22 protein-coding genes and 2 pseudogenes are annotated in these 20,910 nt (G+C 60.7%); 12 read left to right on the forward strand and 12 right to left on the reverse strand.

Going from position 1 to position 20,910, the window contains the following annotated elements; all coding sequences use genetic code 11:
- Positions 1-64: 64 nt before the first annotated feature.
- The 4 genes from BB934_RS34515 (at position 65) to BB934_RS34530 (ending at position 2,947) form a co-directional block, all read left to right on the forward strand.
- The gene (locus BB934_RS34515; protein WP_099514343.1) at positions 65-403 is read left to right on the forward strand and encodes a hypothetical protein; all 339 of its coding nucleotides are present in this window, start codon (positions 65-67) and stop codon (positions 401-403) included.
- 260 nt (positions 404-663) lie between these two features.
- A complete protein-coding gene (locus BB934_RS34520; RefSeq protein ID WP_099514344.1) occupies positions 664-822 on the forward strand; it encodes a DUF1127 domain-containing protein in 159 nt (52 codons plus the stop codon).
- A 258-nt stretch (positions 823-1,080) separates the two neighbouring features.
- Complete coding sequence (locus tag BB934_RS34525; protein ID WP_099514345.1) at positions 1,081-2,412, forward strand: replication-associated recombination protein A; 1,332 nt, start codon at positions 1,081-1,083, stop codon at positions 2,410-2,412.
- 70 nt (positions 2,413-2,482) lie between these two features.
- Positions 2,483-2,947, forward strand: coding sequence for a hypothetical protein (locus BB934_RS34530; RefSeq protein WP_099514346.1), 465 nt, complete (start codon positions 2,483-2,485; stop codon positions 2,945-2,947).
- Positions 2,948-3,161: 214 nt separating this feature from the next.
- Here BB934_RS34530 and BB934_RS34535 read toward each other — a convergent pair whose 3' ends face one another.
- Positions 3,162-3,356: a hypothetical protein gene (locus BB934_RS34535; protein ID WP_099514347.1), complete on the reverse strand. Its 195-nt coding sequence runs from the start codon at positions 3,354-3,356 to the stop codon at positions 3,162-3,164.
- 76 nt (positions 3,357-3,432) lie between these two features.
- On the opposite strand from BB934_RS34535, the pseudogene BB934_RS34540 reads away from it, so the two are divergent.
- The 3 genes and pseudogenes from BB934_RS34540 to BB934_RS34555 all read left to right on the forward strand — a co-directional run.
- A pseudogene (locus BB934_RS34540) lies at positions 3,433-3,822 on the forward strand (transposase); the annotation flags it as partial.
- Positions 3,823-4,144: 322 nt separating this feature from the next.
- Positions 4,145-5,080, forward strand: coding sequence for an NHL repeat-containing protein (locus BB934_RS34545; RefSeq protein WP_099514349.1), 936 nt, complete (start codon positions 4,145-4,147; stop codon positions 5,078-5,080).
- A gap of 875 nt (positions 5,081-5,955) precedes the next feature.
- The gene (locus BB934_RS34555; protein WP_099514351.1) at positions 5,956-6,165 is read left to right on the forward strand and encodes a cold-shock protein; all 210 of its coding nucleotides are present in this window, start codon (positions 5,956-5,958) and stop codon (positions 6,163-6,165) included.
- A 491-nt stretch (positions 6,166-6,656) separates the two neighbouring features.
- On the opposite strand, the gene BB934_RS34565 is transcribed toward BB934_RS34555, so the two are convergent.
- From BB934_RS34565 to BB934_RS34590, 6 genes and pseudogenes are all read right to left on the reverse strand, one after another.
- The gene (locus BB934_RS34565) at positions 6,657-6,947 is read right to left on the reverse strand and encodes a hypothetical protein (protein WP_099514353.1); all 291 of its coding nucleotides are present in this window, start codon (positions 6,945-6,947) and stop codon (positions 6,657-6,659) included.
- A 503-nt stretch (positions 6,948-7,450) separates the two neighbouring features.
- Positions 7,451-7,705 carry a WGR domain-containing protein gene (locus BB934_RS34570; protein WP_099514354.1) on the reverse strand — a complete coding sequence of 85 codons (255 nt, stop codon included), beginning with the start codon at positions 7,703-7,705 and terminating at the stop codon, positions 7,451-7,453.
- Positions 7,706-7,717: 12 nt separating this feature from the next.
- Positions 7,718-8,407, reverse strand: coding sequence for a CYTH domain-containing protein (locus tag BB934_RS34575; RefSeq protein WP_099514355.1), 690 nt, complete (start codon positions 8,405-8,407; stop codon positions 7,718-7,720).
- 692 nt (positions 8,408-9,099) lie between these two features.
- Positions 9,100-10,075 (reverse strand): annotated as a pseudogene (locus tag BB934_RS34580) (IS630 family transposase).
- Between the two features lie 80 nt (positions 10,076-10,155).
- Entirely contained in the window at positions 10,156-10,347 is a 192-nt protein-coding gene (locus BB934_RS34585; protein ID WP_157934500.1) for a hypothetical protein, read from the reverse strand.
- 419 nt (positions 10,348-10,766) lie between these two features.
- Positions 10,767-10,985: a hypothetical protein gene (locus tag BB934_RS34590; RefSeq protein ID WP_157934501.1), complete on the reverse strand. Its 219-nt coding sequence runs from the start codon at positions 10,983-10,985 to the stop codon at positions 10,767-10,769.
- Positions 10,986-11,464: 479 nt separating this feature from the next.
- On the opposite strand from BB934_RS34590, the gene BB934_RS34595 reads away from it, so the two are divergent.
- The 3 genes from BB934_RS34595 to BB934_RS34605 all read left to right on the forward strand — a co-directional run bounded on the left by BB934_RS34595 (position 11,465) and on the right by BB934_RS34605 (position 15,094).
- Positions 11,465-12,328, forward strand: a complete 864-nt coding sequence (locus BB934_RS34595; RefSeq protein WP_237050582.1) for a proprotein convertase P-domain-containing protein — start codon at positions 11,465-11,467, stop codon at positions 12,326-12,328.
- A 607-nt stretch (positions 12,329-12,935) separates the two neighbouring features.
- Positions 12,936-14,291, forward strand: a complete 1,356-nt coding sequence (locus BB934_RS34600; RefSeq protein WP_099514358.1) for an adenylate/guanylate cyclase domain-containing protein — start codon at positions 12,936-12,938, stop codon at positions 14,289-14,291.
- 173 nt (positions 14,292-14,464) lie between these two features.
- Positions 14,465-15,094, forward strand: coding sequence for a LysE family translocator (locus BB934_RS34605; protein ID WP_099514359.1), 630 nt, complete (start codon positions 14,465-14,467; stop codon positions 15,092-15,094).
- A 54-nt stretch (positions 15,095-15,148) separates the two neighbouring features.
- On the opposite strand, the gene BB934_RS47760 is transcribed toward BB934_RS34605, so the two are convergent.
- The 3 genes from BB934_RS47760 to BB934_RS34620 form a co-directional block, all read right to left on the reverse strand.
- Entirely contained in the window at positions 15,149-15,295 is a 147-nt protein-coding gene (locus BB934_RS47760; protein ID WP_157934502.1) for a hypothetical protein, read from the reverse strand.
- A 518-nt stretch (positions 15,296-15,813) separates the two neighbouring features.
- Positions 15,814-16,659, reverse strand: a complete 846-nt coding sequence (locus BB934_RS34615; protein WP_099514361.1) for an HD domain-containing protein — start codon at positions 16,657-16,659, stop codon at positions 15,814-15,816.
- Positions 16,660-16,751: 92 nt separating this feature from the next.
- Complete coding sequence (locus tag BB934_RS34620) at positions 16,752-17,726, reverse strand: Vgb family protein (protein WP_157934503.1); 975 nt, start codon at positions 17,724-17,726, stop codon at positions 16,752-16,754.
- A 233-nt stretch (positions 17,727-17,959) separates the two neighbouring features.
- Between BB934_RS34620 and BB934_RS34625 the strand changes: the two genes are divergently transcribed.
- Together BB934_RS34625 and BB934_RS34630 are read left to right on the forward strand one after the other, a co-directional pair.
- On the forward strand, positions 17,960-18,715 hold the full coding sequence (locus tag BB934_RS34625; RefSeq protein ID WP_099514363.1) for a hypothetical protein: 756 nt from the start codon (positions 17,960-17,962) through the stop codon (positions 18,713-18,715).
- 682 nt (positions 18,716-19,397) lie between these two features.
- Entirely contained in the window at positions 19,398-19,883 is a 486-nt protein-coding gene (locus BB934_RS34630) for a transglutaminase-like cysteine peptidase (RefSeq protein ID WP_335645659.1), read from the forward strand.
- 205 nt (positions 19,884-20,088) lie between these two features.
- Here BB934_RS34630 and BB934_RS34635 read toward each other — a convergent pair whose 3' ends face one another.
- Together BB934_RS34635 and BB934_RS47765 are read right to left on the reverse strand one after the other, a co-directional pair.
- Complete coding sequence (locus BB934_RS34635; RefSeq protein WP_099514365.1) at positions 20,089-20,304, reverse strand: dodecin family protein; 216 nt, start codon at positions 20,302-20,304, stop codon at positions 20,089-20,091.
- Between the two features lie 164 nt (positions 20,305-20,468).
- A complete protein-coding gene (locus BB934_RS47765; RefSeq protein ID WP_157934504.1) occupies positions 20,469-20,627 on the reverse strand; it encodes a hypothetical protein in 159 nt (52 codons plus the stop codon).
- Between the last annotated feature and the right edge of the window lie 283 nt (positions 20,628-20,910).

A 20,910-nucleotide genomic window follows, 5' to 3' on the forward strand; every position in this document is an offset into this window, starting at 1 on the left:
TTGGCCGGTCGTTTCAGCCGGGTGTGCTAAGATGGCCCCGGATAGCTGCTCAGCGAGGTGCGTGATGATCCGGGCCTCATGCCATACGGCCGACAATGCCCTGGCGCTCGAGTTCGACGCGACGCCATGGTTTCGCGAAGCCGATCCGCAGAGCCTCCTGCACCTTGCCGCGCAGGACTGGTCCAGCGTCTGGATTGCCGACGCGCTTGAGACCCGGCCGGGCTACGAGGGGCTGCATCAACTGGTCGAGTATGCCGCCACCCGGCTGCGCGACGAGTCGCTCGAGGACCCCACCTGGGATGCGCTCAACTGCGTCGTCAATCAGTCTGATGGGATGCACTGGCTGGCCGCGAACAGGCCGGAGCTCGCAGCCCTGATCCAAGATCAAGACAAGCCCCGGTAATTCACCGCATCCAAGCAGGTCTGTACGGCTCTGTGGGCGGATCAGCACTCCCGACCCTGCGGGCCATTCTGCAGGTGGGCCAGAGCGAGATCGTTTGGCGTTAGCCCATGGCAGTACGGCTACGGTCGGTATGCTCACAAAGCATAACCCACTTACTTTGTGATCACTCCCGAATTAGGTGCTCCAAACCCATATAAATTCCATCACAGACAATCAGAAATTCCTCGCTGGTCGAGGCAGTTAGCACCTAAAGGCATGGCATGTTCGTAACCTACATCCTCTCCCAAATCCGCGCGTATCTGCGTTACCGCGAGACGGTTCGTGAGCTGTCGCAGCTTGGTGATCGTGAGCTCAATGACCTTGGCATTGTGCGCTACGATATTCACACCGTTGCGCGCACTTCGGCTGCTGCAGCCTAACTCGCTTCAGCGTCGCAGGAGATGCTCAGCCCGCCCTCCGGCGGGCTTTCGCATCTCTGGAGCTCACGAAAAAGACCAGAACCCTGAAGCTCTGTTCCTCCAAAATCATGCTTCTGCGTGACCCTAAGCCCATTGACTCTCGTGTGCCTTCCGCGGGTCTTAACGTGTTAAAGAGACCCAGAAACTCTCATTCGGGCTTCTCTGAGTCCTTCTCCGCTCAAGTATCAAATCTCTGATCATTCAAAGCATCGACGTCCAATGAAAGCCGACCTCTTCTCCAAGGCTCAGGAGCAGCGTCCCAAGCCGCTCGCCGCCGAGATCCGCCCTGAGACTCTCGACGACCTCATTGGGCAGCAGCACATCCTGGGGCCGCACGGGCCGCTGCGGCGGCGCGTCCGAGCGGGCCGACTTGGCACAGTCATCCTCTTTGGCCCACCAGGGGTGGGTAAAACGACAATTGCCCGGGCAATTGGCCAGGAGATGAAGAAGGAGTTCCGCTCTCTGCACCCGGCCAGCAGCAACGTTGCCGACATCAAGGCTGTGGCTCAGGAGGCTCAGGCGAAGGACATCCTCGTGTTCATCGACGAGATCCATCGCTTCAGCAGTGCACAGCAGGATTATCTCCTCGATCTCACCGAGACGGGAACCTTCGACCTGATTGCTGCCACAACCGGCAATCCCTATCACGTCCTCACCCCTGCCCTCGTGTCGCGCGCATCCATTTTCCGGCTGGAGCCGCACTCGCTGGACGACCTGCGGCAGGTGGTCGAGCGGGCCGTGGCCTTTCTCGCGAGCCACAAGGATCTTCATATCCGCCTTGACGGCGATGCCATGAAGCAACTCACCGGCCGGGCTGGAGGGGACGCCCGCCGGGTATTGAATGCCCTTGAGACATTGGTGCTCGGATCCGAGCCTGGTTCAGCCGTCTCGATCACCGGGGCGATGGTCGACGAGGTCTACCAAGCCTCTCCCCTGCCCTTTGACCGCAAAGGCGACTATCACTACGACACGATCTCGGCCTTTATCAAATCGATGCGTGGCTCGGATCCGGACGCCACGCTCTACTGGCTGGCCCGCCTGATCCATTCCGGCGAGGATCCTCGTTTCATCGCTCGCCGTATTCTCATCCACGCCTCGGAGGATGTTGGGCTCGCCGACAACACGGCCTTGCAGACCGCTGCTGCTGCCCTCGCAGCCGTTCAGCACGTGGGCTACCCGGAGGCCCAGATCGTCCTCGCCCATGCAGCCTTGCACATCGCCCGGGCACCGAAATCCAACTCGGCCTGCCGCGGCATCGGTGCGGCGATGGCTCATGTCAAATCGCAGCCCATGATCCCGGTGCCTCCACATCTGCGGGACGGGCACTATACCGGAGCAGCCAAGTTGGGCCATGTCGGCTACCAGTTTCCGCATGATGATCCGCGTGGCTGGGTCGAGCAGGCCTATGCCCCTGGGGTCGAGCCAGGCCAGTTTTATCAAAGCGATGGCCGGGGTAGTCAGACGTTCGAGGCACGAGCCGATGCCTGGTGGGAGCGCGTTACCGGTCAGGCGCAGCCACAACATGGGCAGGAAGAACCCGGCAGCAGATGAGCGGAAACCTAGGATCGAGCCATTTCCGGCCCTGCATGGTAGGAGAGAAACGATCCAAGGGTGGAATGAGATGAGCGCAGCACCCTTCGAAATCATTCCGGCCTGGCGGATCGCCCGATTGAGGGCGGCCTTGCGCGATGCGGAACAGCGAGGCGCAAACCCGGATGACGAAGGTCATAATCTCTCCCACCGCGCCCTCCAGCGTCGCTTCGCTTTGGCCCGACGACGCGCGGAGCAGGGGCCGAGACAGGCCTCCAGGCCAAAGACCACACGCAAAGGCCGCAGTTTTCCGCATCTGAAACTGGTCATCATCTGGCGCGCCATCCTGAGCTGTCGCTCTGCGGCTTGGAGGCAGGGCGACACGGCGCCTTTTGGCAGCATCCGCAGGGCACATGATCAGGCTGTTGCTGCGTGTCGCGCCGCTGGCCTTGCGCCACCGCGCTATCGCACCGTCTATGTCCTGTGGCATCGCGGCGTACCGCCGGCGGACGTCGTTGCGGCGTTGCGGGACGAGCGTCAAAATTCGATGGGTTAACAAAAGGGCCGCTCGTGCCGTTCCCGGGAACGCTCGCGACGGGCATGTTCCATGGATACAACGGGACCCTGCACTCCTGCCGACAACAGCCCCGATGATGTGGTGGGCAGCCCGCACCTTCACGTCTTTGCGGGTGTATCGTGTTTCGAACGGAAGCGATCAGGGCCGCTTCCGTTGGGATCTCAACGATGTTCCGGCCTCAGCCGGGGATCAGTTACAGGGTATCGAGGATACGCAGGGGAAGGCTCGACAGGCCGCCAACCTTCACTTCCAGCAATGGATCAAGCGGATTGGTGTTACGGAAGCCCCTGTGCGAGGCAAGAAGCAACTCGCCCTCCCCTGTCACCTGAACTCTCAGCCCGAGCGTGGCAAGCAGACGCCGAAGACAAAGCCAGCTGCCGGCCTGCATGCTGATATCGATCGATTGCCTCGGAGAATGAGGCCTTCCTGTAACGCGAGGATCAACTCTTCAGTTCGGCAGGTCCACCTCGCGCATCTATTTCCGCGCCGATGCCGGCTTTGCCAATCCCGATGTCTACGAATTCCTCGAAGCCGAGCGGATCAAGTATGCAATCCGGCTACCGGCCAATCGCGTCCTACAGGACAGGATCGGCTACCTGCACAGGCGCTCGGTGGGGTGGCCTCCCAACGAGGTTCGACGCAGCTATACCAACTTCCGCTGTCAGTCCGGAAGCTGGGCCAGGCCGTGCTGGGAGGTTGCCAAGGTCGAGTGGCATCCCGGCGAGCTTGTTCCCCGCGTCGGCTTCATCGTCTGTAACCTGTCGAGACCTGCCGAGAACATTGTCGCCTTCTACAATCAGCGCGGCACCTGTGAACAATGGATCAAGGAAGGCAAAGGCGCGGTCAAATGGACATAGCTGTCATGCCTGTCGTTCGCGGCCACCACCTGATCTCGCCGCGAAGTGAACGGGTTCGGCTGTCATGCGTTCAAGCAAAAAGCATGGGAGAGGTGCGTCTTGATAAGAGGAAAATCGAACTTCGTGAGGCTGGCGGATGCCGCAGTCCCGGACTTTGATGCGCTACAGCTTATGCGGTCAGCGTCAGAGCTTGCCAATCACGTCAATTCGCGCAAATCTTCGATCATTGAGGCCGATCATCCTGTGGATGTCGATTAGACGGTCTGGGCCAATTGCTGAAGCGCGCGGCCCTGGTTCGCCGGTTGGCACGGTGAGTCCTATGCTCTTCGTTACGCTTCACGGTGGCAAGCCCCAAACAGACCCACACAAGAACAACGTGCACGCCCACGACAAGGACGGGAAGAGGATCACTCCCAGGGTGCTGCGGGACAGCGGAGAAATCTTGCTGGATGAACTTCGCGGCATTCATTTGTTTGGCAAGTACCTCTATGTAGTGAATAGCAACAGAAAGGAAAACAGCGTGCTTTGCTACGAAGGGGCGGACACGAAGTACAAGCTCGTCAGCACGCTTGTTTCGAGGCAAAGCTGCGAAGGGATCGAGCATCCTTTCGACATAACGTTTGATGGCGCGGGCTACTGCTACGTTTCAAGCCAGGACACCAACATCGTCACCCGCCTGATTATCTCCGCTGACGGCACGAGCGCGACGCCGGCTCCGCAAGCTCTAGCGCTACCCGCAGATGGCACGTTCTACCCTGGCACTTTTGTAGCTTCCAGCGTGGGCACCCTGGGTTCAACGACAACGCCGGTAAAGTCTCCGGCCGGGCTGGAATACTCCGGTTCGGGCAAAAACAAGCATTCTGTTCGGGGAGTGGTGTGGGCGAACAACGCACTCTACGTTGCCGACGAGCCCGCTGGCAGAGTCAAAGCCTATGACAAGAACGGGAATTTTCTGTGCCAGAGCAATGGCATGGAATCGCCCGTCCATATGGCGGTGTGGAAGGGTAGTTTGTACGTCAGCGCCGGCAACGCGGTGCTTACTGCGAAACTGCCCAGTTCTCCGGGTGATTTCACGCTCTCCCCAATCGAAGGAGTGAAGGTGAAAAATGCGTGCGGAATGGCGTTCACGAAATCATGGCACTTTTATATCGCTAGCCGAAGCGAGAACATCATCCTGAAGTTTGACTCCGACTTCAAGCCGATGAAGTTTGAGTGCAAGCTGGCGGACAATCCGGAATTTCTGCTGCACATTTAGCGGCGACGTAGCCTCATGCTGCCAGAGCAATCCTCGATAAAATGACGGCCCTCCCAGCGTCTCATGAGCAGACCAAAGCGTTCCTTCCGAGAAGTGCTATGAGCCATCGTTCGTAAAAGCAAACGGTAATTCGCTCCATAAGAGTATCGCTAGATGTTCACGATGAGCACATTGACTTCGCAATGCGGACAAACATTCTCGGCCACGCCTATGATATTCTCGGGTGGGAAATACAAAGCATGATCCATTCCGATGCAACCACGTTCCAGCCGCGGCCAGTTTCCCCAACGATCACCCTCCAACAATCCGGAGCGGCGCTTGATGCTCGGGCAGATGAGGTAATCGAAGCTAGCCGGCTTACGCCGGTCATTTCTCGGATCCAAAGGTCAGTAGGCCCGCTCGAGCAAGCAAAGAACATCCTCGACGTGGATCTTGATATCTTCTCCCGGAAGGCTGCGATCCAGCCAAAGGATCCGAGTGAGTTTCGTCGAACAATCCGGTACGCACGTGCAGCAACGATCGTGAGGTAGGCCAACTTCGTGGAAGCGCCTGAGAGAGGGTGTGCACGGGCGACTGGTCTGAGAGTGACGCCGTGTGAGCAGGCCCTCAAAGCTCACATCCTCGACGCAGAAAGCAATGCGGGACGGCAGTAAATTTACGAGATAACATTTAATATAGCATTTTTCTGGAACCTGTTGCCACCAGCGAGTGCGGTTGAAGTCTGTAATCGGCGCCAGAGCAATCGCAGCCGAGGCGGCCTCACGCTGGTGCAGGATATGCGTTATGATCCAACAGTAACCAAGGGCTTGACGTCTCGGCCAGACACAGCAGGATAGCTTGGCGAAGCGCACCTGATGGGAATTGAGGAATATTCAATGGCGACTGGTACTGTGAAGTGGTATAACGAGACGAAGGGCTATGGTTTCATTCAGCCGGATAGTGGCGGCAAGGATGTGTTCGTCCATGCCTCAGCCCTAGAGCGAGCTGGCATGCGCGGCCTCGCTGAAGGCCAGAAGATCTCCTATGAGGTGGAAGCTGATCGCCGTACCGGCAAAGAGTCTGCAACCAACCTGCAGAAGGCTTGATTGAGCCCGTCATAGCGTCAGCTCAATGCTGGCTCTTCAAGCCGCTCCTGACGGGGCGGCTTTCTGTTTGAATTAGCCGCGCTTGAAGGTGCCGGTCTTGGGATCCACCTTCAAGGAAGTCTCAATGCCACCCAAGAAGGCATGAAGCGACTGGCCGTTCCCTTATGGCTGAAGGTGTCCAGGAGTCCCCTTCGGGCCGATGATGAGAACAGCAAGCAGATCCCACCGTTCACCGGCGCCGCCAGCCAGGCAACTGGTCCGCACACTGTCGCTGCTTTCTGTGAGGCGAGGGACTTTCACCGCGATGCTGTCATCTTGCTTGATGGTTGGCCAGATAACATGCCGATTCCTTACATGCTCTCCACCTCCGCCATTCGAAATGTGGAGGTCGAAAGATCAAGGTCAATGACCAACGTGATGGAGAACTTGGTGAAGAGAACTTTTCGCAAAGGCGCAGGGGTATAAGCGATCGTAGCGAGGCCCTAAGCCTCTTACTGCGGCCTTGAAGTGTCCGCCTGGAGGGTTGCCAGAACGATCGCGGAGGCTCGGGCGAGGGCGTGCCTCTCGCGGCTTGTGAAAGTCGAGATATTCATGCCGCCGATCTGGGGCGCACCGCTCAGTGCTTGTTTCGCAAACTTGATAAGGGCTGTCTTGGCGAACCTCTCCCCATCCTCTGAGCCCATCTCGACAAGCATCCTTGAGACGATCTGGGTGAGGTCGTCAGCTACCAACTCAACGAGATCGCTGTGATCTACAGTGCTTGCTCCTTGTTTCGCCTTCACGTTGGCAGGGTCAGTTTCACCGAAAGCAAGGCGAGGATGAGACAGACAGGGTTGCGGCAGGGTTAAGGGTATTTGCGGAGTCAGCAGGTTTGTCTCTGACCAGCGCGAAGCCCGACAGACAGCATAAGCTTGGCTCTGTACGTAGGACATGCCGGAGCCTGGGATCTGCCCCTGTACACGAGTAGGCCTTATCATCGTCAGGATTGACCTTCTTAACGTTCGATTTTGGCGTCTCGTCCATTCGAGCGGGCTCGACCCGCGCAGAGCCGGCAGACCGTCATGGAAATCGGCCAAGGCGCCTTGCTAGCCATTGCAGTCTGTCGCGCCTTAAGTGCTGCCGCGGCTCTCGTGATCTCGTACGCCCCCAGCGGTCGAAATTCCGGTCATGCCGAATGATCGGCGCAGCGTCTGGGAGAGGTCGTCCTCTCTCGTGCCTCCATTCGGTTGACTGTCGCACGCTCGGCACAAGGCTGATATGTGCAACGAGATCGAGCCTAGGGTGATCAAAGATCCGTATAGCCCTTTTGCCGCTGGGCTGTGGCCCAAGTCTCCAAAGCCTGAGCCGCTTCCGTTTCATTGGGGAAGATTTCGACCTGCTCCCGGCCCTTGAAGCCGACCGGCCCCCAGTTGCGGACGAGCCGGATCGTTCCGAACAGGTCACGTTCGATCATCTGGCTGAAGAAGCGCCCCCTGCCCTGCTCCGGATCACGCTGATGGAGCACCAAGTGGTGCCGTATGGGCGAGCGGGCGTCAGGCATCTCCAGCGGTCCCTACTTGGGCTTGCCCTTCTGGAGTGTCTTCTCCATCTCGCGCATCATGACCTCTTCGACCGCATCGAGGTTGACTTTGACGGTTTCACCGCCGGTCTGCGCTTTGGCTCTGGTCTCCGGCACCTGCTTGGCCTTGGGCCGGGTGGCGGCCACGCGCGCCTGGGCGGGGAAGCGGCCATCCAAAGTATCGATCAGGCTGTTGAGTGCCGCATCGGACAGCGGGATCTCCGGAGCCTCGTCGAGACCTCTCAGGGCGATGGACTGATTGGTGTAGCGGGGATCCGCCGTCACCTCAGGGCCGAACCACTCGAGCGGGCGGAAGCCACTCGCCTCCGCGTCAGAGGTGAATTCCACGGTCACGAGCTGCAGGACACGGGACCGGATGATCTCGTCGACCAGGGCATGCCCCTCGCCGATCGGCAGGGCTGTTCGGGTGTAGTCGACCTCACCGGCGCAGACATCGAGCAATGCATGGGCATGGGCGACTGGGATGTCGGTCTGGTCCTCGACCTCGCCGTGAGGACCGGCCGTCTTGAGGATCAGCAGGCCCTTCTCCTCTTCGAGGCGAACCCAGGAGGAGCGATCCTGCTGTTCCGGGAAGAAGCCCTCGACATGACGCACTCCGCCCCTCTCACGCCGGATCAGGCGGGCGAAGGATGGGGTGAGGAGAAAGCGGCGGCGAACAGTCATGAAACCCAAGTCCTGTAACGGATTGAGAACGCCTGTCTTTGGTACATGGTGCAGAAAGGGAGAGGCAACCCTAAACCCCGCACTATGGTTTCCGCTCAACCACCGGCCTTGAGCCCAAGATTTCTCCTCGCGGATCGGCTGACTGGGTCAGGTAGTTTCGATTTCAGAGACACAGTCGATCAGCGCAGGCTCGCAGAGCTCCACATTTAACCCCTAACCACGGTGTGAGATGTGGTCGACCGGCTAAAGCCTGAGCGGAAGATACAAAGGCGCGTTGGCAGTGGTGCTCTTACAACTCCTCGACCCAGACGTTGGTCGTACAAAGGGAAAACCATACCCCGAGTACAGGCATTTCACCAACGAAAGAAGGTCTTTCACAAATGACAACGCCCTGACAGAGGTAGCCGTGCGGAGCTCACTGTCAGGGCGCTTTGTGTGATGCCGGTTGCAACACCACGCCGCGATCATGCTCCATGAACGCCGCAAGTTCAACCGAACGCTGTGGACAAGTACAATGCGCCCTGGCGAGAGGCTGAGCACCAGACCTCCCACCAGAGCGCGCGCGATGTGTTCCAGCATCGCACGATCTACGTGGTGCGCGCACGGAATGCCGAGGTGTGACGACGCACACCGTCAGTCCCAATCGAGATATTGCGACCGCATAGCAGCTGGAATGTTAGAGCATCGGATGCTTAATCGGAGGCATATCCGGCAGCCTTGAGGTAGTTCCAGCACTCTTGTGGCTCAAACAGGTTGCAGATGTCACCGAGAGTGCGCCGGAGCGCATCCAAGGTGCGGGCTTCGGCTTTGCGCAGATGCGCTTTGATCTTAGCAAAGGCCTCCTCATCCTGAGCCTGTCGAAGGATCAATCGGGTTCAAATCGGGACTGTAAGCTGGCAGGAACAGAAGCCAGGCGCCTCGTTGCTGCAGACACCGCGCGGCTTTCTCGCTCTTGTGAACCGCCAGATTGTCGAGGATCACTACATCGCCTTGGCGCAGGGTCGGTGCCAGTTGCGTCTCGATATAGATGTCAAATGCTGAGCGGGTGATCGGGCCATCAATGATCCACGGCGCGCTCAGCTCATGACTGCGCAGCCCGGCGAGAAAGGTATGCGTCTTCCAATGCCCGAAGGGAGCGCTCATGCGTAACCGCTCTCCCTTGCGGCTGCGCCCGCGCAGGCGAGCCATCTTGGTGTTCACGTCTCATCCAAAAACACCAATCGGTATGGCTGCTGGCGCATGCGCGGCTGGCGCTGGGCGTGCCAGACCCGACGCTCCTCACGCACGTCGGCGCGTGCGCACTCCGCTGCCATCAGGTGTTTTTTTATAAGTGAAGCCGCGCTGGCACAGGAAACGCGAGAGCATCGCGGGAGCCGCGACGATCCCATGTTCCTCGAGCAGCCGGACAGCCAGTTCCGGCATGGTGATGGCGGGCCGAGCCTCGACGGTCTGGATCAGGAACGCCTCATACGGCGCCAGCTTGCCGCCTCCCGGAGGACGGCCTTGACGGTCTGGTGCCGGCGAGCCGAGGTGGCGCGTTCGCTGGACGAGCTTGATGGCGAAACCGTCACTGACACCAAAGTGCCGGGCCGCCGCCCGGCAGGAATGGCCGGCCTCGACAAAAGCCGCGACCCGCACCCGAAGATCGAGGGAATAGCAGTGACCCATGATCCACCTCCCGTTCAAGAGAGTGAATCACAACCCCGGCTCGTACAGAAGCCCAGGAGTCCAATTTCCAGTCCGATGCTCTAGTCACTCCGGCTGCGATCGACACCGATATCGCGCAGGATGTGAGGGCTCACCTCTCGTCGCAGAGCCTCGACAAAGTCGAATGTCAGGACAGGGCGCTTATGATCGTTCGCCGGCTTGCGCCGAACGCGAAAGAACTCAAAGCGGAATGCGAACCCGACAAAGGGCAGAGGGAATACGGTCGGTTTCATTGGAGCCACCAGCAGCAAAAGTTGTGACGAGGAGAGCGGCGCGTTGGTACGTGCAAAGTCGCATAGTCATGTAACGCCTCCTCTGGCTGTGGCTGTGAACCGGGCGGACGATCCGCGGGGCAGCTTCAATACCAGAATTCTGCTGCCGAGACTAGCCCCGTCATGTCATTTATTGCCCCTGTCCGTCTCGATTACGTCTGAAGGACAATCTGGTAGAGAGGAACAGTACGAAAGGCACCTTCATGAGGACGGCCCTAACAGCAGCCCGGCATGTGATTGTGCCGGACCGATCCCGTGATGTGTATCTTAGGCCGCGCACACTGCCGGCGCAGACCGTCCTTCGGCCAGTTCCTCCACCAGGCGAAACTCACGCAGGGCCGCGCTCGCCTTCGTGCGAGAGATCCCGCGGGAGTTTGCCATCAGGAGTGAGAGCAACAATAGACTTTCGGCAGTGGCTGGCGGTGCATCCCCAGAATGAACTGCGTATCTCTGGTCCCAAGCGTCAGCAGTTCCCGCTCATGGTCTGTCGCCATGAGAACGTCAGCGTCGAGATTGTGACAATCCAGGGCAGCCTCAAAAGCATCGATTGCCCCAAGGATATTGATCGCTGCGGTCGTGGTGTCGTTGATCGTGAACATGTCTCGGCAACGATCATCGAAGGGATTTGCTGCAAAGTTCCTCGTAGAAATTTGGAACCATGAAGGCTCCTGGCGAGCGAGGACAGTGACGTCGAAATGATATGTGAGCATAGCGGCTCTGAGCCTTCCAACGTTGCATCTTATTCTGACTTGAAACGAGCAATGTGGCCCGGCGGTGGCTGAACAACAGCAGACATCAGGCGCTCGCGCCTGATGTCTGATTGGACGATATGGGGTAGATTTTTGCCTCTCGCAGATATTGATGACGATATGATGAAACGGCCGGCCCTGTTGAGACCCGACGCATCACACGCGCTCAGCTCGAAGCATGCGATAAGACGAGTCCGTCGACAACGACGGCTACGCCAGCTACGCGAAGGTGACGGCGGTCGCCGCGTGCAACGATCGCGGCCGGCGCAGCGTCTACAGCGATTTCGGCAAGGCGGTGTGGTGCGCCTTCCCGAGCAATGATTTTGGCCATGCGCCGTTCAATCATCCCGATCCGCTCACGCCGGGGATCTGGACGATCGACCGCCAGGGGGGGCGCCGGGTACAACAGCGGCCTGCCCACCGATGGCGATGTCGCGGGCGACTACACGAACAGCTTCGGCGGTACCTCCAGTGCCTGCCCGGGTGCCGCTGGCGTCGCCGCGCTCATTCTGTCGGTCAATCCTGCGCTGAAATGGCAGGAGGTGAAGGACGTGCTCAAGCGGGCCTGCGACAGGATCGATCCGGCCGGAGGACAGTATGATGCGGCCGGTCGCAGACCCAAGTATGGTTTCGGCCGGCTGAATGCGCTCACCGCCATCGAGTTGGCGAAGCCTCGGCCGCAGAGCGCTATCACCATCAAGCGCACCTTCGACGCTCCGATCCCCGACATGATGACGGTCACCGCGACCCTCGAAGTGGAAGTGGCAGACAACACCCCGGTCGAGGCCCTGACTGTCGCCGACAACATCAAGCACACCTTCATCGGTGACCTCGTCATCACCCTGGAGCCGCCTGCTGGGATCGGCGTGGCCCCGGTCGTGCTGCATGACCGCGCTGGTGTCTCGGCGAATAACCTGAAAAAGCAGTACGACGCCGCTACGACTCCGGCGCTATCGAAGTTCGCGGACAAGGGATGCAAGGGCACCTGGACGCTGAGAGTCCGGGATGCCGCTCAGGGCGATTCCGGCACGCTGGTTTCGTTTTCGCTCTCGCTGTCGTTTGCCCATTCAGATCGCGCCCCTACTCCCCGCGTAACGGCTGACAGGCCGAGAAGAGCGGCTCCGCGCAAGGTCGCAGGTGCCCCCTACCCTCATGGGCCGAAGGCAAGCAGCCGGAGCCGGAAGCATGCCTGATGACTGAACCCGTGGGCGTGTTGTCGTTCTAATGGGGTGCCGTCCACCTGGTCATCTTCGGGGCTTTCCTGTCTTCGCCGTGGTGCCGTAAAGCTCGAGCGGACGCCGGGACGGGCCGCTTCGTTTCGACCGCGGCCAACGGGGCGAGCGGAGCCGTGCGGGAGCGACTGTCCCGAAAGGAGGGCGCTGTCCGCCCGAGCCTGAAGGGCTAGCGCAAGCGGACCTCCCATCGAGGCCGTGTCGGCCACGGCTTCCCTGACAAGCAGAACCCACGGGAGTATACTGGCGCACTAGCCAGGGTCCTGCGTTCGACTGGGCTCACGATGGTCCACTTTTAATCGACATCCCTGTCGACCTCGCTTCGTATCGCGTGGTTGCGTAGACCCAGGGAAGGAGGCCGAGTGCCCTTGAGCGCGCCGTCACGCCGATAAGAACTTCCACGACGTGCCGGGAATCGGTTCCCGATCAGGGCACCAACCTCGGCATCGCCGATCACGCGCTCGGGAGGACTCCATGGGCATGACTGTCGGCACTGTCTCAAGCATTCCGGGAAACACGGCCCGCTGGTCCGCACTGATCGTCCTCGGGCGGTGAGGCCTGAGGTACAATGATGCCAGAGGACAAGATCGGTCCGCCTGCGATCAGGATCCTCCTGAACGAGGCGGAGATGGAAGCGGAACGCATGACGGGATGGGTCCGCGTCGTGCTGGCCTTGGCCTTGGCCGTAAGCCTGCTGGGCTCCGGCGGGATCGCCTCAATCGCCGGCTACGGGGAGTTTTGGGCTCGGCTCGGGTTCGGGGCTCTTGCCGTCGCGGCATTCCTCGCGCTCGGGGTCGCATCGCTCGTTCTCACGCGGATTGGGTCGTACGCCCCCTGGATGGCGTTCGCCTTCACGGCGGCGGACGTGGCCATCATCATGCTGGCCGTCGCCGCGACACTGCATGACACCGGGCTCGGTGGCAACTGGATCGCCATCGCTCCGGCGCTCTGGGCCACTCCGCTGATCCTGGCGGTGGGAGCGCTGCGCTATCGCCCCGAAATCCAGCTCTGGGTCACGGGTCTGCTGGTGGCCGGGCTAGGTCTTGTCGTGGCGGCCTCTGGGGCAAGCTTCGTCGTGTCGCCGCCTGATGCGACGGCATTCGCGGCCAATGCCACCGCTTACGATCTTCTGTCATTGCCCGCCAACCTGGTCCGGGCGTCCATGCTGGCACTCGCGGGCGTGACGACCGCGCTGGTCATGCTGCGGGCCCGCCACTTGCTCCATCGCGCCGTGAAGGAGGCCGGCGAGCGCGCGAGCATCGCGCGATTCCTGCCCGCGGAGATCGCCCCTCTCGTGGAGGAGGGCAATCTGGAGGCCTGGCGGAGGGGCAGGCGCCAGGAGGTCACCGTCCTGTTCGTCGACCTTCGCGGCTCGACTGGGCTGGCCGAGAACATGGACCCGGCTCGGCTGTCGGTCTTCATCTCGTCCTTCCGCCGCCGGGTGATGGAAGCGGCCGGGTCCTATGGCGGGGTAGTCGACAAGTTCATAGGAGACGGCGCGCTCCTGATCTTCGGCGTCCCGGAACCGAAGCCGGACGACGCCAGGCGCGCCATCCAGTGTGCACGGGAGATCATTCGCCTCGTTGATCGCTGGAATGCCAAGCGCCGCTTTGTCCCGACCGTGCGGATCGGCATCGGCATACATACCGGGGAAGCGTTCTGCGGCGTGCTGGGAGCCCATGAACGGCTGGAGTTCACGGTCCTGGGCGACGTGGTGAACGTTGCCGCCCGTATCGAGCAGGCGACGAAACGGTTTGGCGCGCCCTTGGTGGCCTCGGAGGCTACCGTTATCCGGGCAGGCGATCCAAGGCAGTGGCAGGAGGTCGGCAGGGAAGCCCCGAGAGGCAGGTCAGGCGCAGTGGTGATGCTGGTCCCCTCGGATCAGGCTACCCCCGAGCGGCAGGATTTGGAAAAGGGAGGTTGAGATGTTGTCACGACGACACTTTTGTCGCGCGGGAGCCCAAGATCGTCGCGGCGATGCATGTTGTCGCCAGCAGCCGCATCACGTTTATGGAGTAAGGTTCGGGCCCGGCCCGAGGCTGACTTGTTTCGACCACTGCCATGTGGCTTGCTCACTGGGTTACGAGGAGGGAATCCATGCCCGATCTGACGCTGTGGGGATTGTTCATCGTCGCGTCCGTGGTGGTGCTGCTGACGCCGGGTCCGGCGGTGCTCTTCATCGTCGCCCGCTCGCTTGAGCAGAGTCGGGCCGCAGGGCTGGTCTCGGTGCTCGGCATCCATCTCGGCACCATCGTCCACATCACCGCAGCCGCCGTCGGGCTCTCGGCCCTTCTCGTGTCGTCGGCGCTCGCCTTCGCCATCGTCAAGTATCTCGGGGCCGCCTATCTCATCTGGATCGGCATCCGCACCCTCTTGGCCAAGGATCCCGATCCCACAGCGCCCGCTGTGCCGGCCGAGCCGCTGCGCCGGGTCTTCCGCGATGGCTTCGTGGTCAACCTCTTCAATCCGAAGACGGCGATCTTCTTCCTCGCCTTCCTCCCGCAATTCGTCGATCCGGCGCGGGGCGCGGTGCACTGGCAGATCCTAATCCTCGGCCTCACCTTCATGGGGCTCGGCATCATGAGCGATGGGATGTTCGCGCTGATCGCCGGAGCTGCCGGCGATTTCCTGCGTCGGAGCCGTCGCTTCCTGCGCCTTCAGCGCTGGTTCGCGGGTACCTCATTCATTGGTCTTGGGATCACCGCAGCCTTGGCGACGCGCAAGTAACCCGTTTCCATGGCCATCGGCCAAGCTCACCCGAAATCGGCGTTGCCGAAGGGTTTAGCCCATCTGGAAGCCGGGTGTCGATTGCGGCAACGCGATCTCCTCTTCAGTCATGTCCTCGGGAATGCCTTCGAAGAGCGGTGTCGAGAGGTTCTGGGAGCGATGGGTCCAAGGGAGCGGGTTGTCATTGCTGAAACCCCTCACTTCTTCTGTATCCGCGCGAGGGAGCGGTGCGCGATACCGGCCCGGTCCTGGGCGACGCTGTGCTCGGCGCCCAAGTCCGCAAGACGGACCAACGGGCCGGTAGCCACGAGGGATCGGGAAGGTCGTCATCCATGCACCCAGCCTCCCGCATCCGGTCACGTTCGCGGGAAATGGTGAGGAGCAGGACATTCCAGTCTCGGACGACGGCAGGGGAAGCCTCGTCGAAAGCGATGAGGTTCCCAGCCCTGATTGCCGCCTCGTAGGGTTCAAGCGCAAAACCCAAGGCCTGGATCTGATGGGCGATGGCGTCGCCTGCCGCGGACCGGGCGGTTTCGCAATCTCCTCGGCCGGACTCAGTGGCGAGGGCCAAGGGGCTCCAAAACAGGATTAGGCAACACACGAAGGCGAGCGCAGGCATGGGCTCCTCCCGTGGTCCGGAAAGGCAACATAGCACCGGACACTCTTGAGGTCTGTGCGGATCCAAACATCGGGCGATTGACTTGGCTCGCCTGTCGTCGTCAGCGCTCCGGTCCCATCAAGGTCAGGGAGTGCTCGACGCAGAACACGTGGCTGTGCAAATTCGCGATCCACTGCCGCCCCGCCGTCGTGACGTTCAGGTAGGCGAATGCCTCCGAGAGGTGTGGCGAGATCCTGTTCCAGTAGAAGTCGGGATAGCACTCGACCAGATCGGCCGGAGAGGTGTAGCCGAGCTGCTTGTTGAGGCCGATCTCCTCGAACTCATGGAACAGGGCGTTTGCCTTCTTCAGGTAAAGCGGATCCCCGAGTTGCCCGATCAGGTCGGCAGCCTGGACGAGGCGCCCCTCCCGGTTCTCGGGAGTGCTGTCGTTCTCCGGGCTCGTGGGAAAGCGGGTGAACTCGACCGCCCGTGCCACCCGTTCCAGATCGACGATGGGTACGTGCTGGAGGCGCTCCCGGAGGAAGATCTTCGAGCGGTCGACATGGTAAGCCGCGAGCGCCGCATCCGACGCACCCCGTTCGAGGGTAACGGTGTCGCCCTGATCGTTGATGACGTACCGGCCGTCGCCGTCACCCTTCAGGATTCCCCGCACGTAGCCGAGATCGTGCACCAGGCAGGCAACGATCAGGTGCGCATAGTCCTCCGGCTCGAGGCGTTCCGTCAGGATCCGACCATGGAGGATGTCCCGAGCGACGAGGGTGACCAGGAACGTATGCTCAACATTGTGGTAGAGGGCGTCGCTCTTCCCGAGACACTCCAGCGCGATCCGAGCGGCCTCACCAAGTCGCTCGGCGTCGTCCAGGCGGGATGATCCGAACAGCCGTCGGAAGTCCTCGGTGAGATGCCTTCCGAGCATGTCCGCCGCCATTGCAGGCATCGTCATCATGCGCGCCTCCTGGCTTAGTGTGCCGCAGTGTGCTCCAGCTTCGATCGCGGGACCATCGGGAGCAAGAACACCACTGCTTGGGTGGAAAGCGGTCAACCTGGTGGCGTGAGCCGCCGGATCGAATGCCCTGATATCCAAAGTGATCCCCCACCGAAGCGAATTGCGTCTCCCCATCCGATCCCTTTGAAGACCGCGACAACCGCGTTGGTCCTCGGATCGATTTGCACGAGCGGCGTACCGCTAAGGGTCAGCCAGACATAGCCCCCGCCTGTCGTGAGATCTCCACCCCTGCCCGACAGGCCCGTTTCGATGGTGGCGATCACCGCCCCGGACGCCGGATCGATGCGCTGCACTGAGCTATCACCTTGGTTATGAACCCAGATGGAGCCTTCGCCTGCGGTCAGGAACCGCGGTCCGGGACGGAGGGGAATCGTCTGGACGAGGGTGTTTGTCCATGCATCGACCTTGTACAGCTCGCCGCGTTCGAACCCCGACACCCAGACGAAGCCATTGTCGACGATGGCCGCCGGTGCTTCGCCAGGTAATTTGATGGCTGCCTCCTCCACCCCCGTCGCGGCGTTGAAACGGGTCAGGATATTGCCCCTCGCCGTGATCCAGACCGATCCCTCGCCGACGCCCACACTGCCTTCGGTGCCGAAGAAGCGGACCGGGATCGTCAGCACAACCTTCTTTTCGAGCGGATCGAACTTAAAGATCTGTCCCGGCCCGGAATTCGGGATCCAAACGGCCCCTTCGCCGATGGCCAGGCCCCGGACGCGTGCCGTCGCCTCCTGGATCACATTGTCTTCGGCCTGATTGGTCTTTCCGTCGACGCGGACGAGCGATGGACCGACCGACTGCCGCTCGCCGTTCACAAGAACTGTCATCCCGGCTGTCATCATCCAGAGGGCGTCGAACCCCCAGGCCAGGAAATCGCCCGTGCGATCCACCTCTGCGGTCAGGGGCAATTCGTCGATTGATCGCTCCTTGGCCCCTTGGCCAGCTTGCACGTCGAACGGATCGGCGAATAAGGCAAGGAGCATTGCGACCGAGCAGAGCCACCTCATATTCGCCTCCCAGGCTGACAGAGAACCCGCAATGACTGCTTTCCAAGGCTCCAAAGATACCGCGAAACTGGTGGCTTTTGCTACCGAATGCCGGATCGACCTCCGATCGGGGAACTCACCCATTGCGGGTTCCAGTTTTGACTCAGACTTCCACGCCTCACGGACCCCAGTTCTCCTTGGCGGGCATTGCCGCTATAGCCCGGATGGCATGGAACGGAGATGGCTGCTTCGGCATGTCGACTTGGCGAGACGAGAAGAACCAGAGGGCTCGAGTTCGCCTCGAGAAGCGCCTTTCCGCGTCCTTTCCGGCGTGCGTTCTGTCGCATGCGCTCAGGCAGCCTCTGATCCCGGCAACCCAGCGCCGCGCCGTGGAATCGTATTGGCGGCATCGGCCGCTCCTTGCCGACAGGCTGGCGCGGGCGCTCGCGGCCAAGACAGGACAGCCCGCAGGATGGGAGTGGCGTCTCGGATCTGACAGGGAGTCCGGCCTGCCCATATCCTTCCGCATGCCGCCAGCACCCTATCGTGAGACCGCCTTCTCACGAGGACCGGGCCATTGCGGTGTCTGCGGTCAACCGGTCTATCGGCTGGGATGGCACCGGGATCTCTGGGGCGATGACAGACCGAACGGGAATGCCTCCTGGCACGCCGCCTGCGTTGTCGCCTGGCAGCTTTGGACTGCGCCGACCGAGCATCTCAGGATGCTGAAGCTGCGCCAGAACAGGAAATGCGCAGCGACCGGGCGCCGCCTCTTGAGATCAGCAGAGGTGGATCATCGCGCTCCGCTCTTTGCGGTCTGGTCCGAGCATCGCACGCGAGCCTGGCCAGAACTCCAGGGCTACTGGGGCGCTCCCAATCTCCAGGTGATCAACAAACCAGCCCATCTGGAGAAGTGTGCCGAGGAAGCTGCGCAGCGGTCCAGGCGTCGCGTTATTGTGGCAAATCCAGTTGCGAACGAAGCTGGATCCCGCCATTCCGGCTGTCACTGATCCCAGGAGTAAGCCGAAATCATTGATGGCTTGAACGGAGGGAGTCCGCACCATCCATCCAGGACTGGGTTGCAGCCTCGCACGCGGTCTGTTCGTCCTGGAAACCCTGATCCGTGTTCTTCTCGAATCCGCAGACGTGGCACTGTACAGAGGCAGTGAAGCAACCATCCTCCATAGCGGAGCTCAGGACGGACGCAGCATCACAGGAACACTTTGGGCAGAACGCTTGGACCATATGGTCCTTTCTCTCCGTAGCGAGGGTGTCGGTTGTACTGACATTATCTCATACGGTGCGGCTTTGCAGTCAGGCGGGCCGCGACATATTTGTGCAGTGCAATAATCTGCCTAATAAATAGGCAGAAGCCTGTAAAATCAGCGCCCATCGCTCGAATGCTTAGCACCCTGATGGTTCCTGCCTTGTCGTTGTGCAGGTCTACTGATCGTGGACCAATGCCCAAGCAATAAGCCAAGCGAGCAAGGTATGCACCGGAATGCAGCGAGGGGGCTTCGCGCCCAAGAGGAGAAGTGTGTCTATCGTACCCTGAGACAGGTTGGCCAAGTCGCCGCTCTCCTGAGCGTGTTGGCTGCACCCCCTGTCCTCGCCGGAACGCCCTCACCTGCTCATGAAGCCCCGTCAGTTGCCGGCGAGAACCTCCGCTCCTCCGGGGAAGCCGGACCAACGTTGGCCTGGATCGAATTCTGTGATCAGCAGCCATGGGAGTGCTCGATCGATCTCTCCGAGCCGGACACCATCCCGCTGACCGACGGCACCTGGGCCTCTCTTCAGGAGGTCAATCGACACGTCAACGGCACAATCATGGCGGTACCGGACCAGGATCATTGGGGCGTTGTGGATCGCTGGGACTATCCGGATGACGGGCTCGGAGATTGCGAGGACATCCAACTGCTCAAGCGAAAGCTCCTGGTTGAGAAGGGACTGCCGCAACGAGCGATCCGCATGACGGTTGTCATCGACGAGCTGGGTGCCGGGCACGCGGTCATGAGGGTGCGCACGGACCGCGGCGATCTCATCCTGGACAACAAGAATGATGCCGTTCTGCCTTGGCAGCAGACAGGCTACGTCTACGTCAAGGGTGAGGGAGTGGATGGTAAAGCCTGGGTCTGGTTTGGGGATCAGGTCGCACCGACCGCGACTGCTGCCAAGTAGACGCCACGGTTTGCTCGAAGATCGAGGGCGGCAACCCTCACGAAACCAGACATTCGAATGAAGAGGGATCGGCAGAGGATGGTCCTGCATGGATCATCCGTGCTTGGAGCAAATGCCTCGTCCGAGAGAGTGCGGGCTGAAATAGCGACGGCGTCGGCCGAACCGATCGCGCCTCCGCCATCGCTCGTTCGCTCTGCAAGGGAACTCAGTCCGCGGCTTCGTATCTGAACGATAGTTTCAGCTTCACGCGATAGAATTCCACTTTGCCGTCGTTGATGCTGATGTCCTGCTCGACAACCTCAGCAACGCGAAGATCACGCAAAGTCTCGGCCGCGCGCTCGACGGCTGCGCTCGCGGCTTTCTCCCAAGATTCGGTGCTTGTCCCAACAAGTTCGATGACCTTGTAAACACTCTCTGCCATCTAACTCCTCCCTGTCCGGAAAGCGCAAAACGCCAACTGCGCCTTGCACCGCTGCACCCTTTGTTCATGACGGACTGAATGTCGAAACTTCCAGTGCGGCCTTGACTCGAGCCCATCGGAAATTCGTGGTCCGTTTTCGCACCTATGGGGTTTGAGGCGCAGGCCTATCGGCGATCCTCGTCCACAGCCAGCTCCTCCAGGTGCTGGGCCGCCTCAAACAGGTGCAACTTGGCTTCGAGGAGTGAGACCTGCTCTGCAAAGCTGCGGATCTTCACAGCCTGCTGGCGATACTCGGCCGCCTTTTCGCGGCTGAACGCATCCATAATTCATACCTCCGATGGAGTTCCTCGCCTACCAACGGCCCAAAGAGACCATTGTTCACCGTTCGATCAACGGCGTTCCGGGAAATTTCATCCACCTATGAGCCGTCCGTTGTTTGGCACATCGGGCGGCATGCGCCGAGAATGTCTTTCACTTCTGGGACCTGAACCTAGGCAGGGCTTTGAGAAAAGCAGCATGGCAGTAATAGCAGCGCAGTATCCTGAGCTGTCCCTGACGTTGCTCTTGCAGTTCCAGAGCGGCCGATAAAACGTCCATGCTGTTTCG

It is taken from the genome of Microvirga ossetica (genome assembly GCF_002741015.1).
GTDB lineage: Bacteria > Pseudomonadota > Alphaproteobacteria > Rhizobiales > Beijerinckiaceae > Microvirga > Microvirga ossetica.

Coding starts and splice junctions, on each gene's coding strand:
- BB934_RS34515 (WP_099514343.1), top strand. CDS start 65: ATGATCCGGGCCTCATGCCATACGGCCGACAATGCCCTGGCGCTCGAG.
- BB934_RS34520 (WP_099514344.1), top strand. CDS start 664: ATGTTCGTAACCTACATCCTCTCCCAAATCCGCGCGTATCTGCGTTAC.
- BB934_RS34525 (WP_099514345.1), top strand. CDS start 1,081: ATGAAAGCCGACCTCTTCTCCAAGGCTCAGGAGCAGCGTCCCAAGCCG.
- BB934_RS34530 (WP_099514346.1), top strand. CDS start 2,483: ATGAGCGCAGCACCCTTCGAAATCATTCCGGCCTGGCGGATCGCCCGA.
- BB934_RS34535 (WP_099514347.1), bottom strand. CDS start 3,356: ATGCAGGCCGGCAGCTGGCTTTGTCTTCGGCGTCTGCTTGCCACGCTC.
- BB934_RS34545 (WP_099514349.1), top strand. CDS start 4,145: ATGCTCTTCGTTACGCTTCACGGTGGCAAGCCCCAAACAGACCCACAC.
- BB934_RS34555 (WP_099514351.1), top strand. CDS start 5,956: ATGGCGACTGGTACTGTGAAGTGGTATAACGAGACGAAGGGCTATGGT.
- BB934_RS34570 (WP_099514354.1), bottom strand. CDS start 7,705: ATGCCTGACGCCCGCTCGCCCATACGGCACCACTTGGTGCTCCATCAG.
- BB934_RS34575 (WP_099514355.1), bottom strand. CDS start 8,407: ATGACTGTTCGCCGCCGCTTTCTCCTCACCCCATCCTTCGCCCGCCTG.
- BB934_RS34585 (WP_157934500.1), bottom strand. CDS start 10,347: ATGAAACCGACCGTATTCCCTCTGCCCTTTGTCGGGTTCGCATTCCGC.
- BB934_RS34590 (WP_157934501.1), bottom strand. CDS start 10,985: ATGTTCACGATCAACGACACCACGACCGCAGCGATCAATATCCTTGGG.
- BB934_RS34595 (WP_237050582.1), top strand. CDS start 11,465: ATGCGCCGTTCAATCATCCCGATCCGCTCACGCCGGGGATCTGGACGA.
- BB934_RS34600 (WP_099514358.1), top strand. CDS start 12,936: ATGATGCCAGAGGACAAGATCGGTCCGCCTGCGATCAGGATCCTCCTG.
- BB934_RS34605 (WP_099514359.1), top strand. CDS start 14,465: ATGCCCGATCTGACGCTGTGGGGATTGTTCATCGTCGCGTCCGTGGTG.
- BB934_RS34615 (WP_099514361.1), bottom strand. CDS start 16,659: ATGATGACGATGCCTGCAATGGCGGCGGACATGCTCGGAAGGCATCTC.
- BB934_RS34620 (WP_157934503.1), bottom strand. CDS start 17,726: ATGAGGTGGCTCTGCTCGGTCGCAATGCTCCTTGCCTTATTCGCCGAT.
- BB934_RS34625 (WP_099514363.1), top strand. CDS start 17,960: ATGTCGACTTGGCGAGACGAGAAGAACCAGAGGGCTCGAGTTCGCCTC.
- BB934_RS34635 (WP_099514365.1), bottom strand. CDS start 20,304: ATGGCAGAGAGTGTTTACAAGGTCATCGAACTTGTTGGGACAAGCACC.
- BB934_RS47765 (WP_157934504.1), bottom strand. CDS start 20,627: ATGGATGCGTTCAGCCGCGAAAAGGCGGCCGAGTATCGCCAGCAGGCT.